This window comes from Saccharopolyspora hattusasensis, from assembly GCF_050972075.1.
Classification (GTDB): domain Bacteria; phylum Actinomycetota; class Actinomycetes; order Mycobacteriales; family Pseudonocardiaceae; genus Saccharopolyspora; species Saccharopolyspora hattusasensis.
This window is the reverse complement of the sequence record NZ_JBPCDC010000001.1, coordinates 7,223,963-7,239,881: the sequence shown is the minus strand read 5'-3', so window position 1 is coordinate 7,239,881 and position 15,919 is coordinate 7,223,963. Positions and strand designations below refer to the sequence as shown.

The 15,919-nt window shown below is 65.4% G+C and carries 12 protein-coding genes and 3 pseudogenes; 11 read left to right on the top strand and 4 right to left on the bottom strand.

Annotated features, from left to right (window positions below; genetic code table 11):
* Nucleotides 1-138 precede the first annotated feature (138 nt).
* Entirely contained in the window at nt 139-1,590 is a 1,452-nt protein-coding gene (locus ACRXBZ_RS34740) for a LytTR family transcriptional regulator DNA-binding domain-containing protein (protein WP_490885431.1), read from the bottom strand.
* An 829-nt stretch (nt 1,591-2,419) separates the two neighbouring features.
* On the opposite strand from ACRXBZ_RS34740, the gene ACRXBZ_RS34735 reads away from it, so the two are divergent.
* Nucleotides 2,420-3,046 carry a hypothetical protein gene (locus ACRXBZ_RS34735; RefSeq protein ID WP_433882672.1) on the top strand — a complete coding sequence of 209 codons (627 nt, stop codon included), beginning with the start codon at nt 2,420-2,422 and terminating at the stop codon, nt 3,044-3,046.
* Between the two features lie 153 nt (nt 3,047-3,199).
* On the opposite strand, the gene ACRXBZ_RS34730 is transcribed toward ACRXBZ_RS34735, so the two are convergent.
* Complete coding sequence (locus ACRXBZ_RS34730; protein ID WP_433882671.1) at nt 3,200-3,466, bottom strand: ABC transporter permease; 267 nt, start codon at nt 3,464-3,466, stop codon at nt 3,200-3,202.
* A 174-nt stretch (nt 3,467-3,640) separates the two neighbouring features.
* Here ACRXBZ_RS34730 and ACRXBZ_RS34725 point away from each other — a divergent pair, with 174 nt between their 5' ends.
* The 7 genes and pseudogenes from ACRXBZ_RS34725 (at nt 3,641) to ACRXBZ_RS34695 (ending at nt 12,444) form a co-directional block, all read left to right on the top strand.
* Nucleotides 3,641-3,766, top strand: coding sequence for a hypothetical protein (locus tag ACRXBZ_RS34725; RefSeq protein ID WP_433882670.1), 126 nt, complete (start codon nt 3,641-3,643; stop codon nt 3,764-3,766).
* 947 nt (nt 3,767-4,713) lie between these two features.
* Nucleotides 4,714-6,108, top strand: a complete 1,395-nt coding sequence (locus ACRXBZ_RS34720; protein WP_433882669.1) for a DNA-binding protein — start codon at nt 4,714-4,716, stop codon at nt 6,106-6,108.
* Nucleotides 6,109-6,216: 108 nt separating this feature from the next.
* Nucleotides 6,217-8,481, top strand: coding sequence for a catalase/peroxidase HPI (gene katG, locus ACRXBZ_RS34715; protein WP_433882668.1), 2,265 nt, complete (start codon nt 6,217-6,219; stop codon nt 8,479-8,481).
* A 357-nt stretch (nt 8,482-8,838) separates the two neighbouring features.
* Nucleotides 8,839-9,294 carry an MSMEG_3727 family PQQ-associated protein gene (locus tag ACRXBZ_RS34710; RefSeq protein WP_433882667.1) on the top strand — a complete coding sequence of 152 codons (456 nt, stop codon included), beginning with the start codon at nt 8,839-8,841 and terminating at the stop codon, nt 9,292-9,294.
* 15 nt (nt 9,295-9,309) lie between these two features.
* Nucleotides 9,310-10,989 carry a PQQ-dependent dehydrogenase, methanol/ethanol family gene (locus tag ACRXBZ_RS34705; RefSeq protein WP_433882666.1) on the top strand — a complete coding sequence of 560 codons (1,680 nt, stop codon included), beginning with the start codon at nt 9,310-9,312 and terminating at the stop codon, nt 10,987-10,989.
* Between the two features lie 638 nt (nt 10,990-11,627).
* Nucleotides 11,628-11,729: pseudogene (locus ACRXBZ_RS34700) on the top strand (hypothetical protein); the annotation flags it as partial.
* Between the two features lie 364 nt (nt 11,730-12,093).
* The gene (locus tag ACRXBZ_RS34695) at nt 12,094-12,444 is read left to right on the top strand and encodes a hypothetical protein (protein WP_433884064.1); all 351 of its coding nucleotides are present in this window, start codon (nt 12,094-12,096) and stop codon (nt 12,442-12,444) included.
* Between the two features lie 11 nt (nt 12,445-12,455).
* Here ACRXBZ_RS34695 and ACRXBZ_RS34690 read toward each other — a convergent pair.
* Nucleotides 12,456-12,518: pseudogene (locus ACRXBZ_RS34690) on the bottom strand (hypothetical protein); the annotation flags it as partial.
* Nucleotides 12,519-12,795: 277 nt separating this feature from the next.
* Here ACRXBZ_RS34690 and ACRXBZ_RS34685 point away from each other — a divergent pair.
* Nucleotides 12,796-12,887 (top strand): annotated as a pseudogene (locus ACRXBZ_RS34685) (IS982 family transposase); the annotation flags it as partial.
* On the opposite strand, the gene ACRXBZ_RS34680 reads toward ACRXBZ_RS34685, so the two are convergent.
* Nucleotides 12,886-13,356, bottom strand: coding sequence for a ribose-5-phosphate isomerase (locus tag ACRXBZ_RS34680; protein ID WP_433882665.1), 471 nt, complete (start codon nt 13,354-13,356; stop codon nt 12,886-12,888). The pseudogene ACRXBZ_RS34685 and the gene ACRXBZ_RS34680 sit on opposite strands and share 2 nt — an antisense overlap.
* A gap of 739 nt (nt 13,357-14,095) precedes the next feature.
* Between ACRXBZ_RS34680 and hxlB the strand changes: the two genes are divergently transcribed.
* Both hxlB and glpX read left to right on the top strand, forming a co-directional pair.
* Entirely contained in the window at nt 14,096-14,704 is a 609-nt protein-coding gene (gene hxlB / locus ACRXBZ_RS34675) for a 6-phospho-3-hexuloisomerase (protein ID WP_433882664.1), read from the top strand.
* 162 nt (nt 14,705-14,866) lie between these two features.
* Entirely contained in the window at nt 14,867-15,865 is a 999-nt protein-coding gene (glpX, locus tag ACRXBZ_RS34670) for a class II fructose-bisphosphatase (protein ID WP_433882663.1), read from the top strand.
* The last annotated feature ends 54 nt before the right edge of the window (nt 15,866-15,919 follow it).

Genomic DNA, 15,919 nt, shown 5'->3' with positions numbered 1-15,919 from the left:
CCGGCGACCGAGACATTTGCCGGCACGCGGTGCGGACCGCGCAACGCGGCCCGACCGCGCCAACCCGGCATTGCGCGCGAACAATCTGAGCGGCAGGCACGAGGTGCCTGGGCGGAATCCGTCCGCGTGCGGACAGCCTCACACACCGAGCAATCGGCGGATCTCCGGAGCGTGGCGTCGCGAAACGGGAACGCGCTCACGGCAACGGGGGTCCGTGATCAGAACCAGCTCACCCTTGATGCCCCGTTCCAACTCGACCACCCGGCGAAGGTTGGTCAGGAAGCGACGATGTACTCGACGAAATCCGTGGGGTGCCAGTGATTCCTCGACGTTGTCCAGGCCACGGGTGGCAGCTTGGATCCTTCCCCGGTCCGTGCTCAACCAAACGATGTTCCGGTCGGCCTGGGCATAGCGGATCTCCGACGGGGCGAGCAGAACCAGCCGTTCGTCACGAATCCCGATCACGCGCGGCGGCAGAGAAACAGCCACCGCGTCCGAATACTTCTCGTAAGGTTCACCCTCTTGCAGCCCAATTGCGCAGAACATGCCCACCACGTGGTCGGAGGCGACGACGGGCCGCATGGTCACCGGAATGGCATCCTCCCCGGGGCACACCGACAGACGCGCGTAGCCGCTCCACTGCGGACGTTGCAGTGCCCGGCCCATCGCCCACCGCACGACATCAGGAAGTTCCGGAATATCCGGTTTCCAGCGTTTCGCCGGTTCGACCGCACCCGTGGCAATGGGGTTGTCGTTCGCCAGCTTGAGCAACGAAATAGCTGCGCCGTTCGCAGCGATCACATGCGCACCGCGGTCCATGGCCATGAGCGGGCCACTCGTCTGGTCGCACTCGTGCTTGAACCCCGCGACCACGCTCTTGGCCTCCGCGATGGCGCGGCGATGGATCTCTTCTTCGATGCTCGCGGCGGCGTTCCTCAGCCACGTCGGCACATGCTCGGACAGCGGCGCCTTCCACCGCGAGATGTTGATCGACGCGACCGGCGAGCCGGTTACCACGTCGCGTATGGAAATCCCCGCGCAGGACCACTGCTGGAAGCCTTCGCACCAGTGCTCCGGTCCAGTCACGGTCACCGGGCCCGGCAGTTCGAACGACGTCCCCATCCCGTTCGTGCCTGTGCACTGCTCCGACCACGACGACCACGGAGCGAGATTGCTCAGCTCAGCCCGCATCCGCGCGGTGGGGTCGCCCCATGACCCCAGGATGCGCCCGGCACCGTCCGTTACGGCGACGACACCGCCGTCCAGCTCCACTTCCCGACCTGCCAACGCCCCGAGACCGCCGAGCTGGGTGAAGATCACGTCGTTGTCGAGCCGATGGTCGTTGCCGTCCGGCGCCCCGGGCGCGATGTGCAGCGTAGGGTCCACTTCGTACTGATCCCGGCATCGGTACCACGAAGCCAGGATCTCTGGTCGAACGCCTTGCACGATGTCTTCGCCTGCGGCGAAGCTCTCCCACGCACGAGCAATCCTCCTCACCGTGGCCGTGCCTACCAGGGAGTCGCCCCCCACGTGGCCATGACCACCGGGCCTGCTCGATGCGATCTCCAGGTGCGGCACTCTCCCCGTCATCACGACCTCCTTGTCATATGCGAGGGACGGATCTCGGGGACTCACGGACGGTGACAACGGTCACAATGTAGCTTCCGAAAAGCTGTAGTTCAAGACATCGCGTTGACTCATCCAAAATGCCCGCGTAGATGAATCGTTGCCTCACGTAAGAATGCCCGCGTACGGCATGTCGTGCGTCACCTGTGGGGGCTGGTGTGCTCATCGTGACCGATGGGACTAACGATGAGCCAGCGCAAGGCCGTGACGAAGGCAACCGCGATCCGGTAATGTTCGGCGTCCGAAAAGGAAAAAACCGTGATCTTGGCGGAGTTGCGCGAGCTGACGGGCTGACACCGCGACCATGCGCGGAAGGCGCTGCGCCTGGCGCTGGGACCGAAACCCGTTGCCAGAAAACGGAAACCGTGGCCACCGGTGTATGGCGAGGACGTGCTGGTGCCCCTGCACAAGATCTGGGCGGTGCTGGACGCGCCGACCGGTAAGCGGCTGGCCCCGTTCCTGCCCGAGATCGTGGCGGTGCTGGAGCGGGCCGGCGAGCTCGACCTGGAGCCCGGGGTGCGGGCCAAGCTGGTGTCGATGTCGGCGGCCACCATCGACCGCCGCCTGGCCCCGGACCGCAAGAAGATGCAGCTCAAGGGCCGCTCGGGCACCAAGCCGGGGTCACTTTTGAAGTCGCAGATCCCGATCCGCACCTGGGCGGACTGGAACGAGAACACCCCCGGGTTCGTGGAAATCGATCTCGTCGGGCACGAGGGCGGCAACCCCAGCGGCGACTTCTGCCACACCCTGACGGTGACCGACATCGCCACCAACTGGACCCGAAACCGCCGCGGTGCGCAACAAGGCCCAGAAGTGGGTTTTCCCGGCCCTGCAAGGCATTCTGGACGTGTTCCCGTTCCCCGTGCTGGGTATCGACTCCGACAACGGGTCGGAGTTCATCAACGATCACCTGCGGCGCTTCCGCGAGAAAAACAAGATCACCTTCACCCCGTCACGGCCGGGCAACAAGAACGACGGCTGCCACGTCGAGCAGAAGAACTGGTCGGTGGTGCGCCAGGCGGTCGGGTATCACCGCTACGACACCCCGGCCGAACTCGAGCTGCTCAACGAGCTCTACGCACTGCTTCGCCTGCAGCTCAATTTCTTTTCCCCACAACAAAAACTGCTCTCCAAACACCGCGAAGGCGCCAAAGTGATCAAGAAATACGACACCGCGCGCACCCCGTATCAGCGGGTCCTGGCCGACAATAACATCCCGAAGCAGATCAAAACAGCGCTCACCCGCCGGTACCGCACGCTCAACCCCGCCCAGATCCGCCGTGACATCCACGCCCTCAACGACCGGCTCCTCGTGCTCGTCACCGCCAAGCAACCAGCACGCCTGCCCACCACGACCCCACCCCAACCATCCCGGGCAAAATCATCTGAGTCAACGAAACCCCGTTCGCGGGCATCTTGACATGAGTCATCGGGCCCCCTGTCGCAACGTGCCGACGACCCCGCTTCGCCGGCCGCGGGCGCGACCGATCTGCTTAGTGGCGGAAGTTTCTACGCATGGAGGAAGACGATATTCAGCGGACCAGCCTTCCCAGCAAGGCGGATGCGACCCCGGTTATGGCCACTGCGGCCGCCACCAGCACTCCGAAGTCCAGCCACAGATCGCAGGCGTGCCGATGAGCAGGCCGCGCAGAGCGTCCACTTCGTAGCCCAGCGGGTTCCCGAGGTTGACCACCCTCAGCCAGTGCGGCATCAGATCGACCGGGTACAGCGCACTGGAACCGAAGAACAGCGGCATGGTGATCGCCTGTCCGAAGCCCAGCAAGCGATCTCGGGACAGCACCAACCCCGCGATGGTGATGGAGAAGCAGCAGAAGAACACCGATCCCAGCAGCCACGGCGAGCGCGAGCACCACGAGGGCTTGCACCAGGGCGCGCACGCCGGCCGCGAACGCCTTGCCGCTCATGATCGCGACCCGCGGTGTGGGCGTGACGAGCAGTTTGGCGAGTCCCGGCATCCCGCTCCCAAATGATCTGAATGCCGAAGAAGATCGCGATGAACCGTGCCGATTGGGCGAGAATGCCCGGCGCGAGGTACTCCAGGTACCGCACATCCCCCGTCGGGATCATCGGAATGCGGCTGAACGTCGTGCCGAAGACCACCAGCCACAGCGCCGACTGAACCGCCCGTGTGACAGTTCGGTCCGGTCGTCCCGCAACTTCTGCAGCTCACCAGGCACATCGTCGTGATCCGCGACCAGATCAGGCGCACCGGCCCGCGCCGCACCTGATCAACCGACACGGCGTGCGACCCGCCGAACGGCGCGGTCATGACGCATCCCCTCCCCCGCAAGTGCGTCACCGGTCACCGCGCGGAACGCGTCCTCCAACGTCGCCTCGGGCCCTACCGCGGCGCGGAGTTCCTGCGGGGCCCCAAGGCTGCGGATTCGGCTTCGCGGCGGGGCCTCCCCAACAGCCATCGACGGTTCGAGGCAGTAATCCCGGCTGCACACCCGTCCCCGAGAAGAGGGAGCTGCTGGCCCGGGCGGCGTGGCAGTTCCGCACGCCCGGAATGTCGGCCTTGCTGGACGACTCGACCACTGCGCTGGCGGCCGGCCCAGCTGCTGCCGGATGCCGGCACCGTGACGATGGTCCGCAACTACCGGGCCCATGATCGCCGGCAAGGCGCGCGTTGCCTGTTGATGGGTGGGTGACTACCGGTGGTTGTCGAGTTGCTGCCGCTCGTGGGTCGTTCGCCCACACTCGTCCCACCCTCGTTGCCGTCAAATCGAGGAACAGCTTAGCTTCCGAACTCACGGCAGGAAATCCACAAGCGCGGAATTCATCAATTCCCCGCTTGGTTCTACCGACGATGCGTGGAAAAGCCACGAGTCGTGCGACGAACCCGCGAAGTTCCGACAGCCGCGGCGCATGGATAGCACCCAGGCAAGGACGGAAGGCTCATGCCGGATAACCGCCTAGTCGTGGCGTGGTCCAAGCAGGCCACTGGTCGGTGTGCGAAGCCCGACCACCGACGCGGCCCGGTCCGGTACGGCAAGCGGCATGAGCGGTCGTCGGCCTGGACGGCTCATGCCGTTCGGATTGGTAACAGACCAAAGGCGGTCTTACATGGCAGATGTGCACCAGCTCGACCCGATCTCCCGTAGCCCGGGCAAGGCCACGGTGTACGGGGCATGGGAGCGATTCGCGCAGGGCGAGGACGATATCCGCGGCGTGCGGCCCGAGGTGGCGATCTCCTGGCACCGGTGCCGGGACCAGTACCGAGTCGACCCGTACCTGACCGAAGCCCCGGTGGCCGTCGCGGAAGTCGACCACGCGCTCGAACACGATGTCGTGTTCGCCGAACTCGGTTTCCGTGCTGCTTCGATGGCTCACGAAGTAACCAACCTCGGTGGCGTCGTGACCATCACCGATGCCACCGGCCGGGTCCTGGCCCAATGGGGAGACCAAGCCACGCGCTCCCTAGCCACCAAAGCCAACCTGGCAGCGTGGTTCTGCTGGTCCGAGTGCGCCACCGGGACGAACGGCATGGGCACGGCACTCGAAACGCACGCACCGGTGATAATCCGGGGTGCGGAGCACTGGTGCCAGGCATTCCACGACTGGACCTGCGCGGGTGTGGCTGTGCGGGATGTGGCGACCAGGGAACCGATCGCGGTGCTCAACATCTCGTGCTGGCGCGGCGAGCTTCCCGCGTCCGCGGGCGCCTGGCTGGGCAACGCTGCCACCATGACCCAGCGCATATTGAGACGGCGCGCCCAGGATGGCGGCGCCGAGCTGGTCGCCGCCTACAACCACGCCAGGTCACGCTCGAGCACGGCGCTCGCCGCGGTAGATCCTGCGGGCAGGGTGGTGATCGCCGACGACGCGGCAAGCGTGCTCCTCGGCGTCCCGGGCTCCACACCGGCGACCGACCCCGCGGTACGATGGAACCCGGGTCTGCCGGAATTCATCTGGGCGGCCCGGTATGCCGCTAAGCAGGCCACCCACAATCCCGACTGGGTCGGCTCGACGCAGATCTTCACCCATCTCGCCGACCAGCCGACACCGATCAGCATCCGGCCCGTTTTCCTGTCCGGGCATCTGGTCGGCAACCTGATCTCATTCGGTGTTTCCGAAGGGGAGCAGTTGCCTCGGGTGGAAGGGGGCGCGCGCCCTGGAGGGCGGCCGCACCGAATTGTCGCGATGCGCGACAACCGGCTGGTGCTGCTGCGGCTGCGGGAGGTCTCGTTCGCCGAATCGAAGGGCAACGACGTGTGGCTGTCCACTGATCAGGGGCGGTTGCGAGCCGCCTCGGCGGGCCTCGACAAGCTCGAAAGCGAGCTGGGCGACGCCGGCTTCCTGCGGGTACACCGCGGATATGTGGTCAACCTCAGCCGGATCCGGGAGGTCGAGCGTCGATTCAGAGGCGAAATGTTTCTGGTGATGGATGACAAGTCCACCCCGATGGTGCCGGTTTCGCGGCGGAACGCTCCAGCCGTGCGCCGGGCGCTGGACATCTGAGGGGCCTCGAGGACCTGGAAGGAGCTTCCATGCCGGAGAACCCTGACGCCGTCGCTATCCACACGTACGACCAGGATCTCAGGCTCGGCAACACCTGGGAGGACATCAATGCCCGAGAATCCCGATACCCACGTCTACCGCACCTACGACAAGGTTCTGAGCGAGACACGGCCGGCTCGGCGGCGGAATCATCCGACGGCGGGCGGCAATGCCAACGATTGGTGGCCGCACCGGGTCGACTTGAAGGCATTGCGTCGGCACCAACCCGCAGACAACCCGCTGGGTGCGGACTTCGACTACGCCGAGCAATTCAAGACTCTGGATCTCGACGAACTGGCGCGTGACGTCGACGAGGTGCTGACGACCTCGCAGGACTGGTGGCCCGCCGACTTCGGTCACTACGGTCCCCTCGTGCTGCGCATGGCCTGGCATGCTGCGGGTACCTACCGCGTCAGCGACGGCCGAGGTGGTGCAGGTGCCGGGATGCAACGCTTCGCCCCGTTGAACAGCTGGCCGGACAACCGCAACCTGGACAAGGCGCGTAGGTTGCTGTGGCCGGTCAAGAAGAAGTACGGGCGCAGGATCTCCTGGGCGGACCTGATGGTCTTCGCAGGCAACCGGGCACTGGAGTCGATGGGCTTCAAGACTTTCGGGTTCGGCGGCGGCCGTGCCGAGGTGTGGGAGCCCGACGAGACGTACTGGGGTCCGGAATGCAAGTGGTTGGCCGACGACCGGTACAGCGGTCTGCACGATCTCGACGAGCCGCTGGCGGCCGCCGCGATGGGGCTGGTCTACGTCGATCCGCAGGGCCCGGCCACCAATCCCGACCCGGTGCTCGCGGCCCGCGACATCCGGGAGACCTTCAAGCGGATGGGGATGGGCGACGAGGAAACGGTGGCGCTCATCGCGGGCGGACACACCTTCGGCAAGACGCACGGCACGGCGGACCCGAATGTGACCGGCGGCCCCGAGCCCGAGGGAGCGCCGCTCACCGCGCAGGGTCTGGGCTGGCTCGGCGGGTACGGCAGCGGCAGCGGGCCGGACACGGTCACCAGCGGGCTGGAAGGGATGTGGACGCGCACGCCCGTCGAGTGGGACCACACCTTCTTCGAAACGCTGTACGAGTACAAATGGGACGTCGAGCTCAGCCCGGCGGGCCTGTGGCAGTGGATCCCGAGCGACGGCCAGGGCGAGGGCACCGTGCCGGACCCCTTCGACCCGGACACGAAACACCATCCGGTCATGCTCACCACCGACCTGTCGTTGCAGGAGGACCCGCGCTACGACGCGATCTCGCGGCGGTTCCTGGAGCACCCGGACCAGTTCGAGAACGCGTTCGCGCGGGCCTGGTTCAAGCTGACGCACATCGACATGGGCCCGATCCAGCGCTACCTGGGGCCGCTCGTCCCGGAGGAGCGGCTGATCTGGCAGGACCCGGTGCCGGAGCTGGACCACGGACTCGTGGGCACCGACGACGTCGCCGACCTCAAGCGCGAGATCCTCGGCTCGGGCCTAACGGTCGCGCAGCTCGTCTCCACGGCGTGGGCGTCGGCTTCGACGTACCGGGACAGCGACAAGCGCGGTGGGGCGAACGGGGCACGGATCCGGCTCGAACCGCAGCGCAGCTGGTCGGTCAACGAACCCGAGCAGCTGGCGGTCGTCCTGTCCGCGCTGGAGGCGATCCAGGAGCGATTCAACGCCTCCCAACAAGGGGACAAGCGGATCTCGATGGCCGACTTGATCGTGCTCGGAGGATGTGCTGCGGTGGAACACGCCGCCAGCAAGGCCGGGCACGACATCCAGGTTCCTTTCACCGCGGGACGCGCGGACGCCACGCAGGAGTGGACCGACGTGGAGTCGTTCGCCGTTCTCGAGCCGACCGCGGACGGGTTTCGCAACTACGTCGGGAAGGGCAACCGGCTGCCGGCGGAGTACCTGCTCGTCGACCGTGCCAACCTGCTGACGTTGAGCGCCCCCGAGATGACGGTCCTCATCGGCGGGCTGCGCGTCCTGGGCGCCAACCACGGGCAGTCTCCGCTGGGCGTGTTCACCGCGACGCCGGAGTCGCTGACCAACGACTTCTTCGTCAACCTGCTCGACCCGAACACCGAGTGGGTGGCGAAGCCGGAAAACGGCGCGATCACCGGGATTTTCGAGGGCTGCGACCGGCGAAGCGGTGCGGTCAAGTGGACCGCCAGCCGCGTCGACCTCGTCTTCGGGTCGAACTCCGAGCTGCGCGCGCTGGCGGAAGTCTACGCGAGCGACGACGCCGAGGAGAAGTTCGTGCGCGACTTCGTGGCCGCGTGGAACAAAGTCATGAACCTCGACCGGTTCGACCTCGTGTTGCGGGATGGCGGTGGTTATCCAATTTGAGCGGTAGCTCACACCGTGGGAACGGTGTAGCCGTCAAGGCCAGCGGTCACGCCTTTTGTTGCGGATGCGGTCGACGTAAAGTCCAGTTCCGTTACACGCCAAGTGATTTGGTACTCAGGTCACGCGCTCGACTCGGTTTTCCCGATTGTGGCGCCTGATTTTCGGTCTCCTTTCTGCGCGAGGGCGGACAGCGGCACCGGTGAATCAGTGTCTCCGGAGGCTGACCGGCGCTTCTCGCCCCAAACGGAAAGTGTCAGAGAAGAAATCGAACAGAGAGTACGACGGGCCGACCGCTCATGCGGCGCGCCCACTTCTGAGTAATCCAGATATGGATTCGAAATGAGGAGGTGAAGTCCGATGACGATTACCCAGGAACGAGAGGATCTCCTGGCCGAGATCAGCGGACAGAACAAGGCGGCCATCGGCGCCGTGCTCGGAACCGGTTCCATCGGCAAGGCGACCGAGCGTGCCGACGGGACGATGGAAGCGACCATCCGGATTCCGGAGGACGCCATGGCGTGGGAGCCAGGGATCCTGATCCTGCCGCACGGCGGCATCGTCGAGCTGACAATCATCAACGACGACAAGAACACCCACGCCTGCCTGCTGCCCAGCAACGGCGAACGGCAGTTCATCGGTCTGCTGAACCACTCGAAAGGCAGCGCGACGCTCGAGCTGGACGGTCCCGGCTGCTACTGGTACGGCTCGCCGGCCGGCAACGACGAGGGCCGGGGCCTGACCGGCGCCATCGTCGTGACCGGCGAAGTGCCGCCGGAGGCCAAGCTCGACCGACCCGCGCAGCCGCGGCCGTAGGAAAGGAGAATCTCCATGACCGTCGAATACGTTGACGCCGGCAAGGCGTTCAACCACAGCAAGCTTTCCAACATGCCGCACAGCGCTCCGGACGTGACGCGCGGCATCAACTACGAGCGCATCCTCCAGGCGCGCAGCGAATCGCAGAACTGGATCACCTACTACGGCGCCTATGACGGCCAGCGGCACAGCCTGCTCGATCAGATCAACGTCGACAACGTCAAGGACCTGAAAGTCGCCTGGATCCACCAGGCGAGCGCGACCGGCGTGATCGCCTCCACCTCGACCTACGCGTTCGAGGCCTGCCCCTTGGTCGTCGACGGCGTCATGTTCGTTACTGGCTGGGACGGCTGGCTCTGGGCGCTCGACGCGAAGACCGGCGAGCAGCTGTGGCGCTACAAGCACGCGATCCCCGTCGACGTGACGCTGTGCTGCGCCAACGTCAACCGCGGCTGTGCGGTGGCCAATGGCAAGGTCTACATGGTGACCCAGAACGCCCAGCTGGTGGCGCTCGACGCCACCAACGGCCGGAAGGTCTGGCAGAAGACCATCGGCGACGTGCGGGCGGGCGAGAGCGCTTCGATCGCTCCGCTGGTCATCAAGGACACGCTCATCACGGGTTCTGCCGGTGGCGAGTACGGCGTCCGCGGCCACATCGACTGCTGGGACTTGGAGACCGGCGAGCAGCGCTGGCGCACCTACACCGTGCCGAAGCCGGGCGAACCCGGTTCGGAGACCTGGCCCGCCGACGGTGAGGCCTGGCAGCGTGGTGGCGCGAACCACTGGGTTACCGGCACCTACGACCCGGAGCTGAACCTCTACTACGCGGGCACCGGGAACCCGGCTCCCGACTTCGACGGCGAGGTCCGTGAGGGGGACAACCTCTACTCCGACAGCGTGGTCGCGATGGATGTCGACACCGGCGAGATCAAGTGGCACTACCAGTTCACCCCTCACGACCTGTGGGACTACGACTCCACCATGGAGATGACCCTGTTCGAGCGGGACGGCAAGAAGTTGCTCGCCCACTTCGACAAGAACGGGTACATGTTCGTCCTCGACCGCACCAACGGCGAACTGCAGCACGTCACGCCGTTCGTCGACCGGATCGACTGGGGCGTCATCACCCGCGACGGCAAGGTGACCCCGCGGAAGTACCCGGACAAGGAAGGCGAGCCCTGCCACTTCTACCCCGGCCCCGCTGGTGCGAAGGAGTGGACGCACGCGTCGTACAACCCGGACCACGATCTGTTCTACGTTCCGGTTGCCGACGTGGGCGCCACTGCCACCCGGCGTCGTCGCGAGTTCAAGGAAGGCATGCCCTACTGGGGTGCCGCCGTCGAGGTCGACATCGACAACATGGCCGGGTCGGTCAGCGCGTTCGACTCCCACGGTGAGGAGAAGTGGCGCTATCGGCTCAACATGCCGATGGCCGCGTCGACCCTCAGCACCGCGGGGAACGTGGTGTTCGCCGGCACACCCACGGGTGAGTTCATGGCGCTCCACGCCGAGACCGGCGAGAAGCTCTGGAGCTTCCAGTGCGGCAGCGGTCACCACAGCAGCCCGTCGACCTACTTCCTTGATGGCAAGCAGTACATCACGGTGCCGGTCGGCTGGGGTGGCTGGCTCGAAGGCATCATCCCCGGGATGTCCGGTCAGGGTCACGGTGCCGCGGTGATCACGTTCTCCCTGTGACAGCGAAGTACCACTGACGTGGTACTGGCCGAGACCCGAGGTAACTTCCTTGTGGTTTCCTTTCCCCGCCCGGTGATCGGGTCGTCCCGGCGACGGCCCGATCACCGGGCGGGGTGTCCTTATGCCCTGACAGACGAGGAGAGCGGGGCTACGTCGAGGTCCCCCGTAGTCCCGCCAGCTGTGGGTATTTCAATCTCCACCCTGGTGCCTTTTCCAGACGCACGTCGGTCCTGGGGAAGCTTAGCGACGGAAAAACAAGGTGATGTCATGGACCAGTCCTCGGTGCCCCAGCAGGACACGGGATTTGAGCGTCTGCCGTGCCTCTACTGCGAGGAGGCTTACGAGCCTGGCGATCACGCGCGGCACATCGAGCCGGTGCACTGCGGGCCCTGCATTACGTGCGTCGACAAGCCCGCATGCTTCAGCTGCCGTCTCATGTACTGCGTTTGCGACGTGCACAAGTATCGAGGCTGAGAAGAGCCCTGCGGACTCGCCGTGGTCGTCGGTCAGGGCATGGGTTGGAGCCTCCTGCAACGCGAGGTCCGTGGTGAACATCGTCGGGCGGCGGGCCTTGGACGGGTCGTAGGGCATCCGGGACGGAGCCGCGCCCTTCGCCGTCCGTCCGTGGGGCAGCTGGGATGCCGACCCGCACGGTGAAGACCACGTGCGCGTACTGCGGCGTGGGGTGCTCGTTCAAGGCGGAGCTGCGCGGCGACGAGCTGGTCCGGATGGTGCCGGACAAGGACGGCGAAGCCAACGAGGGCCACGCCTGCGTCAAGGGCCGGTTCGCCTTCGGTTACGCGACCCACCCCAACCGAGTGCTGAGCCGCCAGTCGCGCTACGGCGCGGGCGCGATGGCGGCATCACCTCTTCGCGCTGCACCAACGAAGAGGTCAACTGTCGTGCAGAAGATGGTGCGCGCGGCGTTCGGCAACAACAACGTCGACACCTGCGCGCGAGTGTGCCACTCCCCCACCGGATACGGGCTGAAGCAGACGTTCGGCGAGTCCGCCGGGACCCAGGACTTCCGTTCGGTGGCCAAGGCGGACGTGATCGTGGTGATCGGCGCGACCCCCCGACGGCCACCCGGTGTTCGCCTCGCGGATGAAGCGGCGGCTGCGGGAGGGCGCCAAGCTGGTGGTCATCGACCCGCGCCGCATCGACCTGGTACGGTCCCCGCACATCGAGGCGGCGCACCACCTTCCCGTCGCGCCCGGCACCAACGTCGCCATGGTCAACGCGTTGGCCCATGTCGTGGTCACCGAGCCCCTCCCGCATGGCGCCCACGTCCTCCGCCAAGGCGTCGCGTTCTGCCAGGAGCCGGTAGGCCCACTTCAGAATTCGCTCTCCCTCGGGCGTGAAACCCAGGAACCGGTTGCCACGCCGGATGATCGGCACGTGGAACTCGGCCTCGAGCTTGCGATCGCGGCCGACAACGCCGGTTGCGAGATGTAGCAGGACTCTGCCGCCCGGGCGAAGTGCCGTTCTCGTGCCAGCGCGGCGAGGTACTCCAGTTGCCGGATCAGCATGCGAGCATGCTAGCTCCACGACAATCCCCTTCTCGCAGATCAACGGACGAAGCCGTGCTGCGCGCAAGAAAACGCGTGGATCTTCCGGATCGATCTCAGGTCAACACGAGCACCAACGATCCTGCGATCAGTCCTACCTCGTTGGCTGTTCTGCTGATCTCCAATTGTGGAGGCAGAATTCACTGTCCGCCGCAGGAGGCGCAGATGTCGCCGAATTCGCAGCTATCGCAAGCGGTTCATCGAATCGATGTCCCTGGACGTTCAGGCCGCCTGGAACTACAAGCGGCTCAAGGCCGCGGAACCGTTGCTGTGCAAGACAATCTTGGTCCTGGCCGAATGCTGCCCCTCCGGTTCGACGACATGTGGATCAGCTTCCCGGCAGAGCGGGCGGCTCGCCGGAGCGCTCGTAGTCCGACAGCAGGTCGATCCTGCGCTGGTGGCGGCCGCCCTCGAACTCGGTGGTGAGGAACGCGTCCACGATGCGCTCGGCCTCCTCGACCGTGTGCATCCGAGCACCGATGCCGGCCAGCAGTGCGTTGTTGTGCTGCCGGGACAGTTTGGCGGTGTCGACGTTCCAGGTCAGCGCGGCGCGAGCGCCGGGCACCTTGTTCGCGGCGATCTGTTCCCCGTTCCCGGAACCGCCGATGACGAGACCGAGGCTGCCCTCGTCGGCGACAACGCGCCGCGCCGCCTCGACGCAGAACGGTGGGTAGTCGTCCTCCGCGTCGTAGACGGTGGGTCCGACGTCGGTCACCTCGTAGCCGAGGTCGGCGAGCCTCTTGACAAAGTGGTTCTTGAGTTCGAATCCGGCATGATCGGAGCCTAGGTAAACGCGCACGCGGGCAGTCTAACGGACGAAAGCCCCGCTGCACCCCTGATTTTGGCTCGCTTCTTCGTCACGGCCCCAGAACAGCGATCCTCGCTGAGGCCGAATACCAGGGCTTGGGAGCACAAATCGGCGGACAGTTCCGCAAGAACCCGCCGCCCTGGCCCAACGCGTCCACTCACCAACCACACACGAGGCACTTACGTCCGGGGGCGCGCCCAGGTGGAGATCAATCTCGCGCTCTTGTGGATCGCAACCATGTTCGCAGCAAGGCGTAAATGCGGGTCCGCTTGGCCGCGATTTGGAACCGTTCGTGCTCCCGCAACCTCTATTCGTGCTGCATAGGTTGACCTAGACGTACAGATCCGTGCAGTCTCACAACTCGTTGCGCGTCCTAGCTGTGGCTGAAAACCGCAGAGTCAAGGAAAGGGGCAGCATGGAGGAATCAAAGAACCGAATCCTGCTCAATGCATTCGACATGATCTGTGTCAGCCATCAGTCGACTGGGACGTGGCGACTTCCGGCGACGCCTCGTTCAACGTCGGCCGCAACCCGCAGGTCTCGCATGCCGAGCGCAAAAGAGCGCTGACGATCCTGGAGTTCCTCGGCAGACTCCAGACGCCGCCCAAACGGCCACCACGACCGGCCTTGGCAATCATTAAGCAAAAGACAACTCCCTCATGGCCCCGGCTCGGTAGTCGTGCGCCAAACCAACGAATATGTCCGACCCGATCAGTGGAGAGTGAATCAATTGGCAGAGACGACGGGCACAGTCGATCGGAGCCTTAGCGAAAAGCTAAATCCTCCTCATTTCAACTACGCGATGAAGATCATCACCGGAGAGGTGGAGCGGGTACGCAAGGGTATCCATTCGGCGGCGTGGGCTCGCGCTGGCGCATTGTTGGTCAAGGCGCCAGCAGTGTTCACCGTCGGCACCGGGCGGAGCGGGCTCGCCCTGCAGATGGCCGCGATGCGTTTCATGCACCTCGGGCTCTCCGCCTACGTCGTGGGCGAGACGACTTCCCCGGCGATCGGCCCCGGCGACGTCCTGGTAGCGGCATCTGGCTCCGGTTCCACGTCCCGAGTAGTGCGGGCAGCTGAGGTCGCCCGTGATCAAGGCGCGAATGTGTTGGCAATTACAACCGCAGCCGATTCGGCGCTGGCCAAGACAGCAACCGAAGTACTCGTGATCCCAGCTGCGGACAAGCAGGATTTCGACGGGACAGCCTCCGAGCAGTACGCAGGGAGTATGTTCGAACAGTCCGTCCTGATCCTCACTGACGCGCTGTTTCACACGCTGTGGAAGTCCAGCGACACCCAGGCCCGCGAGCTGTGGCGCCTCCACGCGAATCTCGAGTGACCAGCACCCGAGGAACTGTCCGGAGTGGCACATCGGTTCGATTCGCACATCGCGAAGGAAGGTGCGGGCGATAGTCCTGAGCTGATCGCAGGGCTCGCCAGTGTGCCGCAAGCCCTCTGCCGTGCCTGAGGCAACAGACAAGACAAGACGAAGGAGCCCGAGATGCAGCGGCAAAGTGAGGTCGCACCTCGAACTCGCACCGATATCCACACTCTGGAGGCGGTAGCTCTGGCCGCCACCCACAGTGCCGCGGTGGCCTGCCACGCTTGGGTTGGGCGGCACGACAAGGATGCTGCCGATGCTGCGGCGACCGAGGCCATGCGTCGGGTATTGTCTGACGCCCCCGGCCGGGGGACAGTCGTCATTGGGGAAGGCGAAAAAGACGAGGCCCCAATGTTGTACAACGGCGAAACCCTGGGCAATGGTCTCGGCCCGGATTTCGATATCGCCGTCGATCCGCTGGAGGGCACCAAGTTCTGTGCGAAGAATCTCCCCGGTTCGTTGGCTACCATCGCCTTCGCAGAGCCAGGGAGTCTGTGGTCACCCGGCCCCGGGTTCTACATGGACAAGATAGTGGTGCCGCCCCAAGCGAAAGACGTTGTCGATCTTACCGACCCCCCCGAGCGCACCCTGGACAATGTCGCCAAGGCTCTCGGCAAGCAGGTCAGCGAACTCCGCGTTGTCATCATGGATAAGCCGCGGCATCAGGAACTGATCGCGCGCGTGCTGCGGGCGGGCGCCGCCGTGCACACACCGGCAGAAGGCGACGTCGGGGGGAGCCTTGAGGTTCTCCTGCCAACTGGCAACGCCGACCTCCTTCTCGGAATCGGCGGCACTCCTGAGGGCGTGATGACCGCCGCGGCGGTCCGTGCCCTGGGTGGCGGCATGCTGGGCCGCCTTGCTCCCCAACGTGATGCGGAAGCAGACGCCATCCGCGCCGCAGGCATGGACCTCAACCGCATCTACAGCTGCGACGAGCTCGTAAACGGCGATGCTTTCTTCGTTGCTACCGGCATCAGTGGGGGATCACTGCTAAGCCGGCCCCGGGAATCTGAGGGCACGGTACTCGCAGAATCACTCCTGATCTCCAGCGGACAGGTGCGCTACATATCTCATACCACCTTTGGATCCCTTCCCCAGATGGTCGGTGTTCCCGGCTGATCCCACGCCCAGCGGCGGGCCCAGCCCATACTGCGGATGACGCTGCAGTTCGGA

Excerpts from the sequence above, each read along its gene's own strand:
- ACRXBZ_RS34740 (WP_490885431.1), bottom strand. The coding sequence starts at position 1,590 with ATGACGGGGAGAGTGCCGCACCTGGAGATCGCATCGAGCAGGCCCGGT.
- ACRXBZ_RS34725 (WP_433882670.1), top strand. The coding sequence starts at position 3,641 with ATGAACCGTGCCGATTGGGCGAGAATGCCCGGCGCGAGGTACTCCAGG.
- ACRXBZ_RS34720 (WP_433882669.1), top strand. The coding sequence starts at position 4,714 with ATGGCAGATGTGCACCAGCTCGACCCGATCTCCCGTAGCCCGGGCAAG.
- katG (WP_433882668.1), top strand. The coding sequence starts at position 6,217 with ATGCCCGAGAATCCCGATACCCACGTCTACCGCACCTACGACAAGGTT.
- ACRXBZ_RS34710 (WP_433882667.1), top strand. The coding sequence starts at position 8,839 with ATGACGATTACCCAGGAACGAGAGGATCTCCTGGCCGAGATCAGCGGA.
- ACRXBZ_RS34705 (WP_433882666.1), top strand. The coding sequence starts at position 9,310 with ATGACCGTCGAATACGTTGACGCCGGCAAGGCGTTCAACCACAGCAAG.
- ACRXBZ_RS34695 (WP_433884064.1), top strand. The coding sequence starts at position 12,094 with ATGAAGCGGCGGCTGCGGGAGGGCGCCAAGCTGGTGGTCATCGACCCG.
- glpX (WP_433882663.1), top strand. The coding sequence starts at position 14,867 with ATGCAGCGGCAAAGTGAGGTCGCACCTCGAACTCGCACCGATATCCAC.